General features: G+C 47.1%; 14 protein-coding genes. 4 read left to right on the plus strand and 10 right to left on the minus strand.

What is annotated here, in order from left to right:
• Nucleotides 1–22 precede the first annotated feature (22 nt).
• The 7 genes from Q9R23_RS01605 to Q9R23_RS01635 all read right to left on the minus strand — a co-directional run bounded on the left by Q9R23_RS01605 (nucleotide 23) and on the right by Q9R23_RS01635 (nucleotide 5931).
• Nucleotides 23–1195, minus strand: coding sequence for an MFS transporter (locus Q9R23_RS01605; RefSeq protein WP_311246297.1), 1173 nt, complete (start codon nucleotides 1193–1195; stop codon nucleotides 23–25).
• 113 nt (nucleotides 1196–1308) lie between these two features.
• A complete protein-coding gene (locus Q9R23_RS01610; RefSeq protein ID WP_311246298.1) occupies nucleotides 1309–2340 on the minus strand; it encodes an ABC transporter permease subunit in 1032 nt (343 codons plus the stop codon).
• Nucleotides 2337–3197 carry an ABC transporter permease subunit gene (locus Q9R23_RS01615; RefSeq protein ID WP_023467647.1) on the minus strand — a complete coding sequence of 287 codons (861 nt, stop codon included), beginning with the start codon at nucleotides 3195–3197 and terminating at the stop codon, nucleotides 2337–2339. Before Q9R23_RS01615 ends, Q9R23_RS01610 begins: the two co-directional genes overlap by 4 nt.
• Nucleotides 3198–3225: 28 nt before the next feature.
• Nucleotides 3226–4293 carry a DUF58 domain-containing protein gene (locus tag Q9R23_RS01620; RefSeq protein ID WP_214855180.1) on the minus strand — a complete coding sequence of 356 codons (1068 nt, stop codon included), beginning with the start codon at nucleotides 4291–4293 and terminating at the stop codon, nucleotides 3226–3228.
• A gap of 6 nt (nucleotides 4294–4299) precedes the next feature.
• Nucleotides 4300–5223: an AAA family ATPase gene (locus Q9R23_RS01625; RefSeq protein WP_290755715.1), complete on the minus strand. Its 924-nt coding sequence runs from the start codon at nucleotides 5221–5223 to the stop codon at nucleotides 4300–4302.
• A 17-nt stretch (nucleotides 5224–5240) separates the two neighbouring features.
• Nucleotides 5241–5609 carry a hypothetical protein gene (locus Q9R23_RS01630; protein WP_311246299.1) on the minus strand — a complete coding sequence of 123 codons (369 nt, stop codon included), beginning with the start codon at nucleotides 5607–5609 and terminating at the stop codon, nucleotides 5241–5243.
• A 4-nt stretch (nucleotides 5610–5613) separates the two neighbouring features.
• Nucleotides 5614–5931, minus strand: coding sequence for a hypothetical protein (locus tag Q9R23_RS01635; RefSeq protein WP_311246300.1), 318 nt, complete (start codon nucleotides 5929–5931; stop codon nucleotides 5614–5616).
• A 181-nt stretch (nucleotides 5932–6112) separates the two neighbouring features.
• On the opposite strand from Q9R23_RS01635, the gene Q9R23_RS01640 reads away from it, so the two are divergent.
• A complete protein-coding gene (locus tag Q9R23_RS01640; RefSeq protein ID WP_311246301.1) occupies nucleotides 6113–6727 on the plus strand; it encodes an NAD(P)-dependent oxidoreductase in 615 nt (204 codons plus the stop codon).
• Nucleotides 6728–6988: 261 nt separating this feature from the next.
• On the opposite strand, the gene amyS is transcribed toward Q9R23_RS01640, so the two are convergent.
• A complete protein-coding gene (amyS, locus tag Q9R23_RS01645) occupies nucleotides 6989–8530 on the minus strand; it encodes an alpha-amylase (RefSeq protein ID WP_290755385.1) in 1542 nt (513 codons plus the stop codon).
• A 337-nt stretch (nucleotides 8531–8867) separates the two neighbouring features.
• Between amyS and Q9R23_RS01650 the strand changes: the two genes are divergently transcribed.
• Nucleotides 8868–9692, plus strand: coding sequence for an endonuclease I family protein (locus Q9R23_RS01650; protein WP_311246302.1), 825 nt, complete (start codon nucleotides 8868–8870; stop codon nucleotides 9690–9692).
• Nucleotides 9693–10052: 360 nt separating this feature from the next.
• Nucleotides 10053–10637 carry a YdcF family protein gene (locus tag Q9R23_RS01655; RefSeq protein WP_311246303.1) on the plus strand — a complete coding sequence of 195 codons (585 nt, stop codon included), beginning with the start codon at nucleotides 10053–10055 and terminating at the stop codon, nucleotides 10635–10637.
• A gap of 49 nt (nucleotides 10638–10686) precedes the next feature.
• Here Q9R23_RS01655 and Q9R23_RS01660 read toward each other — a convergent pair whose 3' ends face one another.
• The gene (locus tag Q9R23_RS01660) at nucleotides 10687–11238 is read right to left on the minus strand and encodes a hypothetical protein (RefSeq protein WP_214855198.1); all 552 of its coding nucleotides are present in this window, start codon (nucleotides 11236–11238) and stop codon (nucleotides 10687–10689) included.
• A 134-nt stretch (nucleotides 11239–11372) separates the two neighbouring features.
• Nucleotides 11373–11546: a YtzI protein gene (ytzI, locus tag Q9R23_RS01665; RefSeq protein WP_023467656.1), complete on the minus strand. Its 174-nt coding sequence runs from the start codon at nucleotides 11544–11546 to the stop codon at nucleotides 11373–11375.
• Nucleotides 11547–11672: 126 nt separating this feature from the next.
• Between ytzI and Q9R23_RS01670 the strand changes: the two genes are divergently transcribed.
• Entirely contained in the window at nucleotides 11673–12776 is a 1104-nt protein-coding gene (locus Q9R23_RS01670; protein WP_311246304.1) for a PP2C family protein-serine/threonine phosphatase, read from the plus strand.
• The last annotated feature ends 31 nt before the right edge of the window (nucleotides 12777–12807 follow it).

Genomic DNA, 12807 nt, shown 5'->3' on the forward strand with positions numbered 1-12807 from the left:
CCTTTTGACATGATTTCATTCATTACGACACGTGTCGTTGTTCTGTAGAGGAACGTGCCAATACCTGGCGAGCCGGTCGCCACATGAACAAGGAGAGGACTCCTGCGAGCGCATAGACAATTTCGATCGCAAACACATCGGCAAGCCATCCGAACAGCAGACTACCGAGACAGAAGCAGAGTGCATAAACGGTTTGTTGCACGCTGTAGACATATGGTAACCGTTCGAGTGGCGTCGTCGTTTGCAACAACGTATTCAGCTCAATCGCCCGGACTTGACTGGCGAAGCCTTGGACTAGACAGGCGATCACAGCAAGTGTTACCAGTGGCGCGAAGGCGAATAAGAAGGTCGCAGCAATCGATAGACCGATACTGCGATAAAGCAACGAACGCGTACCATGACGACGTAACATCATGTAACTACCGGCAATCATGCTCAGCAGATAGAAGGCGTTCAAAATACCCCACCAGCGTTCCGATAGCTGAAAATGATTGTCGATGTAGACGAGGAACAGAGCAGAAATCCAAGCCGTACTGACGAACGCATCGATTCCGACGAGATACGTGTTGGCTTTCGCGAAAGAATGCGTTCGCGTGTAGCGAATACTCGATCGGAAGGAGACGTCTTCCCCTTCCATCGAAGGGTCGGGTAGAGAACGGACGCTTCGATAGAACAGATAGCTGATGAGACTAGCACCTAAAAACAGACCAGCCGAGACGGACAAGACGGAAAGAGGGGATAACCAGCTGACCAGGATGGCGCCGAGCGGCCACATGATGAGCTGAATCACTTGATTCGAACCTTGTACGAGACTGTTAGCTTTCTGGACATCCTGACACAGTCGAGGGATGAAGGCACTTTCGATTGGACGAGCAAATCCGTCGAAGAAAGCGATACACCCAACGAGTGCGAGGATAAGTGGCAGTGGTAAATCAAATCCCCAGATGACGCCTAATAGAATCGTTTTGAGGAGTTGACTGCCGAACAACAAAGAGGCATGGGGAACACGTTGAGCGACTTGGGCGAATAAGAAGCCGCTTCCTGTCATGCCTGCTGTGACGAGAACGGGAAATAGGGCAGCGAGACTCGCTTGCCCTGTCGTTTGATAAATCATCGCGATCAGAGAGACGATATAGAGCGCATCTCCCGCATTCGCAATCCATTGACTGACCAATAAAAGCGTAAACCGGTTCATTCTGAATGACCTCCATATCGTACGTATTTAGTTAGGAGTGAGAATTCAGAATGATTTACATTGGACGCCCTCATTTCATGTTTTTTTTAGTGTAAGAGGAAAAAAATGGATTGTCAATCAGAATCGTGATGGGACTTCAGTGCAACGGGTGTAAAGGGATCAACTATCGACGTCGCGGCTGCTTCGTCTTGAGCACGAGATGCCGACCCCTTGATTGGTTTTAGTTGCTGGCGGAAGCGGAAAGCCCGTTCGAGTCGACTCATGAATAGATTGCTGAAAAAGACAATCAATGCTAGTCCAATCAGGGGAACGAGGAACATATGGTTGAGCCAAGACGTCGCTGAAAACTGGTTGTAGTAATAGCCGAACATCGAGGACCACTCAAAGATCGTTGGCATGACACCCTCATATAAATTGACTGTTCCGGCGAAGAAAATACCTAAGAGCGATAAATGGATCAGCAACATTAGCGTTTGGATGAATTGTTGCATGAAGACGATCGTCAACGTCGGAATGAGATGTGGCAAAATATGGCGTCTGAAACGATGCCATGGACTACCACCAAGCGTCTGGGCGACTATCATGAACTCTTGACTAAGCAACTGACGAGTCTCAGCAATCAGATAAAGCGATAAAGAGGGGAGACCAAGCAAAATCAAGACGATCAACTCGAACGATACACGGTCGAACAACGGTGGGATAGCAGTCGAATCAAAGAACGTAAGTGATGGAAGCAAAATGAGCAACGCGACAAGAGAGAGCGGTAAAACTAAAAATCCATCAAGAATAAGTTTTAAGTATCGATTGACGCGAGCACTTCTAAAAGCTAGCGGAATCGCAATCACTAGCGAAAGAAACATTCGACCGAGCGCAACAATCATACAAATACCGGCTGTCCATTTAAATCCTTCAATCATCAATTGAAAGAGGTCATAGCCAGAGCGGTCTGTACCGAGCCATTGATCACTTGACGGTTTTAGTGGTGACGTCGCAAGGAACGTACCGTCTTCAGCATACCGGTTCGAGATTTGATCGACTTGACCATCACGGAAGATCGTATTTCCAAAACTAAGGAGCAGTAAACCAGTGAGTAAAAATAAACATAACCAGAAGACAGGATCTCGCATCAAAGTACGACGTATCAAATCCCCCCTTTCCAGGCGTTAGGAATAAGCCATTCTGCCAACAAATCAATGATGAAAATCGGCAGATAGATTAAGAACAAGATGACCATCAAAATCGGCATTTGTCCATTATAAAAGACGAACCGGAACATACCTTGCACTTCGAACGTGTATTCAATGATCACGAGACTCGATAAGACCGTAATGATGTTCGCTCGGAAAAACAGATAAAACCGATAGATCATTGTCGGAATCAAATGTTTCCAGAAAAGAGCCGCAGGACGAATGCCTTTAGCCCGTGCGAGTTCAAGGAAAGGAGCAGCTTCCTGTTCGAGTACTTGCGTCGTTAACCATTTGATGAAGAAGAATAGTGTTGTCAACGTTAGCGTAAGAATCGGTAAAAAACGAATGTACTCAGCATAGGATCCCGCAATTTCGATTTTGTCATACCCGGTCGTTTTAAACAGATAGAGGACAAGGAATTGCGAAAGAATGATCCAGAACAGATCCGGAACCATCTCAAGCGTCCGAGTCGTTTGTTTCAGCATCATGCGTGTTTTGCGACCACTCCGATAAAACAAATAAGCATAAAAAATCGCACACACAGCGGAGACCAGCATAGCTGTCGTAAAGATGATCAACGTCTCTTTAATGAATGGACTGATGGTAGGAAGCAACAAGAATTCCTTTTGAGCGGTTACGTTGAAATAGGTAATCTCATCAAGTTTCGTTAATTGAGCAAATTGTTGCTTCAGACCTTCCCAGTAGCTTGCTGGGTTGAATTTCATTTGCGCGACAAGCGCCGGAAGGGCGCTGATCGCAATCAAGACAAAAAATGCCACGATAAGCTGAATTGATTTTCGGGCGATAAACACCATGAGGCGAAAAACTCCTTTCTTTGGATCCTCAGCCGATGGCGAGGATCCGGTCATTGCCAATTTGGATCAACTGACTGTTCATATGTTTCCGGCGCAGTACATAGCGTTCGAACTGTTGTGTCGCGATGAACGAATCACGCGTCGAGACCGTCGAAAGGGTCATCAAGACATGCTTTAATTGTGGTTGGCCTTCTTGTAGCGAAAGATGCGTCATTCGGTTTGCTCCGTCGAGTCGATTCAAGAACAGTTCAATCTTACAGCCCTCCTTGATTAATTCACTGATCAGGAATGCCGATTGTTCGATGAACGTCTCAAATTGTTGGTGGAGTCCGTAACCGCTCGGGGCAGATAAGTTCAAGGCAATCGTAAACGTATCTTGATTGCTCGTTTCGAATACTTTTGCCTGCAAGCGACCGGTCTTCGCCGTCGCATACCAATCGATCTCTTTTGACGGTTCCGCCGTATAAGGTTTTGCACCAAGCTGAACCAGTTTGTTCTTGAGCGGTGAGTAGCGGTCTGGTCGGTCGCCAATCCGTAAACGTTGTAAAAGAAGCGGCGTCGCTTGCGCTGTCAAGGACGGCAAGACTGTAAACGACGGATACGTATCGAACGTAAAGAGATAGACGCCCATCTTCCAAGGCAGGCGAATCGTTAAGATGATCTCATCGAACTCGGCTGGTCCGCGGCGAACCGTCTGAATCGGGATCGTCACTGCGTCTTCAGAGTCAATCACTGCATGAAACGTCGCCGGATGTAGTGGATCCATCTCCGGGAAGATGACTCCGCCATCCGTGTGCAAACGAAGTGTCGCTTCGAGCCCAAGCTGACTCAAGGATTCGACGCCGAAGACTTGCAAATGGAGCGACGTCTTCTCCTGGTTGAACATCAATGATTCATAGTGTTTCCATTCGATGGCGACGTCCCGTCGGAGCTGCTTTTCTGTTCGACCGACTACAAAATGAATTGTCGCCAAAGCTGCGAACAGAAAACCGAGGACGGAAAGGCGCGGAATGAAGAGGAAGATGAACGTCATCGTGACGTACAGTGGAAAAAGTCGGCGTTCAAGCCAAAACGGGACGGAACGTTCAATCTGCATGATTCGTCACCCCATTTCGACCGGAACCGGCACGTCGTCCAGAATATGCGTCAAGACAGCCGCTTTCGTCGTCTTGATTCCACCTTCGAGTGTCAATGTCAGGCGGTGCGACAAGACGTGTTTTGCAAGATATTTAATGTCTTCCGGAATGATGAAGTCGCGCTGATTCAAAAACGCATAGCTTTGTGAAGCGCGAAGTAATGCAATCGCTCCACGCGGACTGACCCCGACTTCAATGAGTTCATGGTTTCGTGTCGCTTGAACGATGTGTAATAGATAATCAAGCACGTCTTGCGATGCATGGACGCGGCGCGCCTCTTCCTGCCAGGAAATCAAGTCGCCACCTGACGCGATGCCGACGGCTGACCGACGGACGTTAGTCAGAATCTCAGATAATAAGCGACGTTCGTTCTCGAAATCCGGGTAACCGACTTCGATCGCGACCATGAACCGGTCGAGTTGGGCGTCCGGTAGTGGGAAGGTTCCTGCCGATTCAATCGGGTTTTGTGTCGCGATGACGAAGAATGGGGCTGGCATCTGATAGGTCGTTCCACCAATCGAGACCTGACGCTCTTCCATTGCTTCAAGTAATGCCGATTGTGTCCGTGGAACGGCACGGTTAATCTCATCGATCAAGACGACGTTCGCGAACAGTGGACCGCGTTTATTCTCGAACTCCTGTGTCTTTAAATTGAAGAAGTCTGAACCGATGACATCGGACGGAAGCAAATCCGCTGTGAACTGGATCCGCGAGAAGGCACTCTCAAAGCTCTGAGCGAGCGCCTTGGCGAGCATCGTTTTCCCTGTTCCCGGTACGTCTTCTAGTAGAATATGTCCTTCTGCGGTGAGTGCCGTCAGACAGAGGTCGATGACGTCTGGTTTACCGAGATAGATGGAATTGAGTTGGTCTTTTAATTGTTGTAGTTTCATAGGAAATCCCTCCAAGGTCAAATGGTTGAGTAGCGTGCTAGTTGTTGTTCGAAGCGTAGAATCTCATCGTCCGTGATGATCGTTTCCGACATGTCACCGTAGCGGATATTCCGATACAACTGAAAATCGACAGGGACCTCAATCCGACGTAACCAGTCTTCAAGCGTTTCGTTCGGACGACGTTGCTGACTGCGCGGTAAGTGTTGCTCAAAACGGATGACGAGATCACGGACACGTGAAGACGAATACGATGCATACAGATAAGATGATTTTCTTAAAGAAGCAGGATGAAAGATTGATTGAGCGAATGGAACGTCATCCGTTACGTCTCCTGTAGACCTGCGCCGTTTTTTCACGCGACGCGACTGAACGAGTTTCCAGACCATGAAACTAAATAAGCTGATTAAAATGACATATTGTAGATAAGAAAAAGGGAGAGTCAGAGGCATCCGCTTTAAGGGATTTCCAGAGCTCTTTCGGACCAGGTCGTGGATCGATCGGTTCAAAAGGCATCTTGCCTTTTGTGTTAGTAGGTGAGTGACCGTTTTTAAAACTAATTTCGCCATTCGCTTCAGTTTCTGCAATCGAAGGCTTTTTAAAAGGATCCGGCATGATGTAATGCGTGTAAATATACGTCGCGGTAGTTTGAAACAAGAACAGACCAATCAAAATGACACCGAGCGACATGATAAAGCGTTGCCGTAACACAAGCGATCCTCCTTCCTGTTTTTAAGGAAAAAATATCCATATGTACTTAGGAAGATTTTAGCATACACGCTTAACAAATAAAAACAATTTTCTGAAAATAAAGACAAGGTGAGACGATTCACTTTCAAGTGGTAAGGGTATGATGGAATCAGTGGATCTTGAAAGAGAAAGGATGTTTTGTATGAAACTGATTATTTTTGGAGCGACGGGTCAAACGGGGCAAGAACTGGTCAAGCAGGCGATTGATCACGGCCATGAGGTCACGGCATTCGTCCGTAGTCCGGAAAAACTGACACTACGTGACGAAAGGTTACATGTCGTTAAGGGCGACGTGCTCGATCAAGAAGCGGTGACGGCTGCAATTGTCGGGCAAGAGGCTGTCCTGACAGCACTCGGTACGGAGAGTCTTGCTTACAGTGGCTTTTTAGAACGAAGTCTCGTTCGAATCGTGACAGCGATGAAAAAACAAGGAGTAGAGCGGATTGGTTATGTCGCCTCTGCCGGTGTCGATGATGAGTTGCCTGGCGTGCAAGGGATGCTTGCCCAACGCATTCTGAAGAACCCATTAAAAGATCACCGTCAAGCGATTGCACTCCTGCAACAGGCGGATCTTGACTATACGGTAGCACGACCACTTCGCTTACTGAACGGTCCGTTGACGGGACTTTATCGTCAAGCGGATACAGGTGTACCGGAAGATGCGAAACAAATCAATCGTGCAGACGTGGCGCATTTCCTCTTACAGGCGATCGAAACAGAAGATCACATCAAGTCGAGTGTCGGTCTCGCTGAATGATGAAGAAGGGGCTGACTCAAAAGTCAGTCTCTACAAAGATAAGGATGGCAGAATGATGATCTGCCATCCTTATCTCGTAACAAAAAGAATGACGCGTCACACGCCACTCCTACAGGAACAAGCGCATTTATGCGCTGTCAGAGACGAACAAGACCCGCTTTCCTGCTTCAACGAAGCAGGAAAGCGGGTCTTGTGTCTCGCCTGAGGAAAGGGCGTGAAAAGACGCGTCATTCTTTTTTTGAGTCAGCCTCTTTTGATTGCTTATTGTTGACGATAGACGGAGACTGAACCACCATTGACGAAGAATTGACCGTAGCCATCTTGATTGATCGTGACCGACTTCGTGTTGTTTCCAGTGATGTCTGTCCAAACTTCTCCTTTGTTCTGAAGCCCGACGTACATCCACTTGCTACCGCCAGGACCATCTGACAGAATCGTCGCAAGACCTGATTTCGCACGGTCTGAGACACCTTCACGTGTCCAACCGATGATGTCTTGGTTATCGAGGTAATCATTTTGTTTCCCGAATGCGAAGTCCTTCCGTGCTTTAAGTAACGGATCAATTTTCGAAGCGAGTGCTGGAATTTCGCGATTCGACGTACCCTTTGTACCATAGTAGTCACCATAGAAGACCGACGGATAGCCTTGTTCACGTGTCAGAATCATCGCGTAAGCAAGTGGTTTGAACCATGACTGAACCGTTGATTCAAGCGATTGTCCAGGCTGCGAATCATGGTTCTCTACGAGTGTGACGGCTTGGGCTGGATTGCTCTTGACGAGAGTACCGTCAAAGATCGTCCGCATGTCATAGTACCCGCCGCCTTTACTTGCCTGTTCGAACTTATAATGAAGCGGTGCATCAAAGACGGATTGTTGATAATTCGTCCGACTTAAGTAGTTTTGCAACGTGCCGAGATCGTTCTGCCAGTACTCTGCGACTGTAAACAATGGTTTGCCCGTCGTCTGACGAACGTTCGCGAGCCAGTCCGCTAAGTAACCGTGTTTGATATGCTTGACGGCATCGAGACGGAACCCATCAAGACCAAGTTCGTTGACGTACCATTTACCCCAGTTCTTCATTTCTTGCTGGACTTCTGGATGATCGAAGTCGAGATCCGCATACATCAAGTAATCGTAGTTGCCATTTTCACCTGAGACATCCGTATCCCACGCTTTACCAGTACCGCGGAACTTGTAGATGGCGCTTTTTGAACGCGATTGATCCCAGTCCGTGCCGTCGAAGTGGTACCATTTCCACTTGAAGTTCGAGTAGAGGTTATTTCGCGCTGCAAAATTGAAGCCCGTCCATGCCTGGATTTGATAATCGCCAGAGACTTCTTGATTACGGTTACCCGGATTGACTTCGACTGCCGTGACGGCTTCCGTGAAATCGGCGCCACCTTTATGGTTCATGACGACATCGCCATAGACATCGATTCCGGCGGTATGCAATTGTCCGATCGCCGTTTTTAATTGCGCCTTTGTGCCGTATTTCGTACGGACCGTTCCTTTTTGGTTGAACTCACCTAAATCGTACAAATCATAGGCGCCGTATCCGACATCATTTTGCGAGGTACCTTTGTAAGCAGGGGGAATCCAGACCGATGTGATTCCGAGCTGATCGAGCTTTGTTGCATCACTCCCGAGACGGTTCCAGTGGTTACCGTCATTTGGCACATACCATTCGAAATACTGCATCATCGTACCATTGTCAGCTGTTGCACCGACTGCAATCGGTTGCGCAAGTGGCGCTAAAAAAGCAGCGGATGCGACGGTTGCTAAAATCCATCTTTTTTGTTTCACGTAAAGACCTCCTTATGATTTGTGAAATCGCTTGCATTATTTATTATAGGAAAGCTTCAGACAGGAGGAATATCATCCCGGATTCTTATTTGTAAGTCTCTTTTGTTCGTGACTTTTGACCCTAGAATATTTCTTCTGAAGTACTATTTCGATGGGATTGACGTCATGAATGAAAAAAATCAGGACCATCTAACCGTTGCCTTTCAATGAATATTCTGAACGACGACTCATCTACAAAAAAGCAGGTCTATCGTCCATCTTCCACCAGGAATGGATTCGGTGTGAAAATGAGCGTGTAACACCCGCTCTCATACATACCATTTAAGGGGGAACACACATGAACTGGAAGTCAAAGGTCACAGGTGCGCTTGCCGCAACACTTGCACTCGGGTCAATCGTCTTTACACCGGTCACAGCAAAAACAGTTGATCCAAAACAAGTTTCAGCAGGTCCGCAGATGGTTACATCACAATCGACGATCGATGCATACTATTTACCAGCAGCGGGCAAGACAGGGGCAGCGTTGAAGGCATCGCTGCACGATATCATCGACAACCATACACAAGTGTCATACGATACGGTATGGACAGCACTAAAAGAAACGGATCAAGATCCAAATAATGCGAATAACGTCATCGAGTTATACACGGGGAAATCGATTGCGAAAAGTAACAACGGTGGGAGTGTCGGTCAATGGAACCGGGAGCACGTCTGGGCAAAGTCGCACGGTGACTTTGGAACAGCTAAAGGACCAGGAACTGACTTGCATCACTTGCGTCCGGAAGACGTCGTCGTCAACAGTGCACGTGGCAATCTTGATTTCGACAATGGCGGTACGAAATACAGTGGTTGCGATTGCTACCGCGATGGTGATTCGTGGGAACCACCGAACCGTGTCAAAGGTGACATCGCGCGGATGATCTTCTACATGGCGGTTCGTTATGAAGGTGGCGGAGAAATCGATCTCGAAGCTTCAGAAAACGTCAATAATGGTACGAACCCGTTACACGGCAAATTGTCGACGCTGAAAGCATGGAATAAGCTTGACCCAGTTGATAGCTTCGAGAAACGTCGCAACGATGTCATCTTCGAGAAGTGGCAAAAAAACCGGAATCCATTCATCGATCATCCGGAATACGTAACATCAATTTGGGGAAATTGATGACGAGTCAGTGAATAGGAAAGGGGCTGACTCAACAGTCAGTCTCTACAAAGATAGGGGTGGCAGAATGATGATCTGCCACCCCTATCTTGTAACAAAAAGAATGACGCGTTTCACGCAACTCCTACAGGGAAAAGCGCATCTTTGCGCTGACAGAGACAAATAAGACCCGCTTTCCTGCTTGAAAAAGCAGGAAAACTGGCTTGTGTCTCGCCTGAGGAAAGGGCGTGAAAAGACGCGTCATTCTTTTTTGAGTCAGCCTTTTTTCATGGAGTCCGAACCTGTTATGCTGAAACTTTTTTGGAGAACCATTCGTATTGCCTACTGTAAGCCATTTTTTTAGTAGAGAGGTCGTACGGTATGATTAAACGCACGTTTAACAAACGAAACATCAAATGGATGGTCGGTGGGGGACTAGTCGCTTGTGTCGCCTTCTGGTACAGTGTCGGTATTTTCGTCAATAAAGGGGAACGGCCACTCGCTGATGGGACGTCACCGTATGTCATCGTCCTCGGTGCGGGTGTCAAAGGAGAAAAACCGTCGCAAATCCTACATAACCGGATTCAGGCAGCTGCGGCATATGGGGAACAACATTCAGAAGTTCGCTTCATCTTGAGTGGTGGACAAGGTCCAGATGAAGATATTTCAGAAGCAGAGGCGATGCGTCGCGGGATGGTGGCATCTGGGATTGCTGAAGAGCGGTTGATCCTTGAAGCCGACTCGACATCAACGACGGAAAATCTACAATTTTCAAAAGCGTTGTTGCCAAAGGACGTTCGTCGCGTCTCGATCGTCACGTCGGATTTTCACTTATATCGTGCTCGAAAAGAAGCACGGCAACTTGGTTTACAGACGGATGCGATTCCGGCTGAGACGCCACTTTCAGGAGTCCTTCGATTCGGAATGCGTGAACGCGTTGCGATCGTTGTTCAATTCCTACGCTAAAATCCCCGACAAGGTGAACATGTCGGGGAGAAAGAAGTGCATTGAGTGATTAGATGCCTTCACCTTTATGCTTTTCCTCAGAAGATTGAGAATCATTTGCTTGTTTGTTGGAAGCATCATGCTCAGCAGGTGGTTCTTCTTTGCCAAGTGCGACATCTTTCGCTTCGACGACTTTATTGCTGATAGAACTCAGGTCACCTTTTGTCTCGTTGACTGTATCCTTCACAGTCGAAGCATCAGACTTTACTGTTTCAAGTTCTGTGTTCACTTTGTCATAAACGTTTTGAACGTCAGACGCCACTTCTTGGATGATACTTGAAGCACTCTTTACCTGATTGATAACTTGTGACGCTTTGCCCGACGGATCTTCCTTGATGGAAGACGCGAGTGTCGAGACGGAATCCTTCGCACCACGTAAGCTTTGTTTCGTGTTTTGACGGGACGAAGAACTAAGTAGCGTCAATAGTCCGCCGACAAGGGCACCGAGCAACATCCCTGTGACGAGATTGATTTGACGACCTGATGATTCTTCCTGATCGAACTGGCGATTCGGATGTTCTGCGTGTGCTGCGTGTGGATCATGTTGAAGCTTCGGTTCCATGATGAACACTCCCTTGAGATAATATTTAACCATGATATGGATATACCCTTGTGAGTGAATCAAAAACATCTAAAAATAACATGTATTTGAAATGAATATAAAAAAGACCATCGTGTTATGATGGTCTAAGAGGTTCATTTGTTGGATGAATCATCATCATTTTCGTGACGAAGTTTTCGGTTGATTTCATCATAATCGATTTCGATATCATCCTTGTTGCCCTTGTAGCCATATCCTTTCGAAATGACGATGATCGAGGCGACCAAGACGAATACGATGATGAGAATGGAGACGACATATAACCACATAGTCCACTCCTCCTTTCGTTCACTTACTAGTATGACGGAAAACGCAGCTTCCGTCTAAACGAAATTGTAGGTTGTGTGCTAAACTGATGTCGGATAAACATGTTAAACGGAACGAGGTGACGGCGGATGAGTATTTTGGTCGTAGATGATGAGTTAACGAATTTATTGCTCTTAGAGCGATTGTTAGAAAATGAAGGCTATGACGTCGTCAAAGCCATGAGTGGAGAAGAAGCAATTGAATTGATGGAGGATCCGTTATTCATCGAACAGTTGGACGTCGTTCTCCTCGATGTCGAGATGCCAGGGATCAGCGGAATCGAGGCGACACGTTTGATTCGAAAACGATTTGGTCTTGATGAATTACCGATTCTGATCGTTTCCGGGCGATCCAACGAAGAAGATATTGTTGATGGACTGAATGCAGGGGCATCCGATTATACGACGAAACCGATCCGTAAAACGGAATTGCTCGCGCGAGTTCGTAACGCGATTGGTCTGAAACAAGCAATCGATGCACGAAAGCGATATGAAAAAGTATTACAAGAAGACTTTGATTTGGCGCAAAAACTGCAACAGAGTGTGCTGAGTGCCAATATCGAAGACGATGAGATCCGCATCATGGCGACCTATATCCCGTCTAAGAAACTAGCGGGAGACATGTATGCCTGGTATCGCATCTCTCAGAATAAATACGGCATCATCTTATTTGACGTCATGGGACACGGTGTCTCCTCTGCATTGATTACGATGGGGATGAGTTCAATCTTGTTTGAACTCGTGCACCGGATTGGTGATCCGGCTCAAGTGCTTGAAGAGTTGAATCAACAGATGAGTCGACTGTTTCCGGGAGATGAGACAGAAATCTATTTCACGGCTGTCTACCTTTATATCGACTTAGATGAAATGAAACTCAGCTATGCGAACGCGGGGCATCCACCTGGTTTGTTGCGGATGAACGATCAAATCATTCCGCTTGAGAATACGGGACTTCCTGTTGGTATGTTCGAAGACTCGACGTATTCGAGCAAGACGATCGACATCGTCTCACCAGGATGTGTCTATCTGTATACGGATGGTTTCATGGAATTGTACAGTAAAGGTATTGATGAAGGAATTCACGCCATCCAAAATCTGATTGAACAACAAGGACCGAACATCCATCAGCTGATTCAACCGGATCAGAGCGATGAAGCGGATGATCTTTGTCTCGTGACAGTCGAAATCAATTAACATGTAAATGAAGAAGACTCAGCGACAGAAA

Source organism: Exiguobacterium sp. BRG2, from assembly GCF_031844245.1.
Taxonomy (GTDB): domain Bacteria; phylum Bacillota; class Bacilli; order Exiguobacteriales; family Exiguobacteriaceae; genus Exiguobacterium_A.

Coding starts and splice junctions, on each gene's coding strand:
- Q9R23_RS01615 (WP_023467647.1), bottom strand. CDS start 3,197: ATGGTGTTTATCGCCCGAAAATCAATTCAGCTTATCGTGGCATTTTTT.
- ytzI (WP_023467656.1), bottom strand. CDS start 11,546: ATGTGGTTATATGTCGTCTCCATTCTCATCATCGTATTCGTCTTGGTC.
- Q9R23_RS01660 (WP_214855198.1), bottom strand. CDS start 11,238: ATGGAACCGAAGCTTCAACATGATCCACACGCAGCACACGCAGAACAT.
- Q9R23_RS01640 (WP_311246301.1), top strand. CDS start 6,113: ATGAAACTGATTATTTTTGGAGCGACGGGTCAAACGGGGCAAGAACTG.
- Q9R23_RS01625 (WP_290755715.1), bottom strand. CDS start 5,223: ATGAAACTACAACAATTAAAAGACCAACTCAATTCCATCTATCTCGGT.
- Q9R23_RS01650 (WP_311246302.1), top strand. CDS start 8,868: ATGAACTGGAAGTCAAAGGTCACAGGTGCGCTTGCCGCAACACTTGCA.
- Q9R23_RS01670 (WP_311246304.1), top strand. CDS start 11,673: ATGAGTATTTTGGTCGTAGATGATGAGTTAACGAATTTATTGCTCTTA.
- Q9R23_RS01605 (WP_311246297.1), bottom strand. CDS start 1,195: ATGAACCGGTTTACGCTTTTATTGGTCAGTCAATGGATTGCGAATGCG.
- Q9R23_RS01620 (WP_214855180.1), bottom strand. CDS start 4,293: ATGCAGATTGAACGTTCCGTCCCGTTTTGGCTTGAACGCCGACTTTTT.
- Q9R23_RS01630 (WP_311246299.1), bottom strand. CDS start 5,609: ATGGTCTGGAAACTCGTTCAGTCGCGTCGCGTGAAAAAACGGCGCAGG.
- Q9R23_RS01655 (WP_311246303.1), top strand. CDS start 10,053: ATGATTAAACGCACGTTTAACAAACGAAACATCAAATGGATGGTCGGT.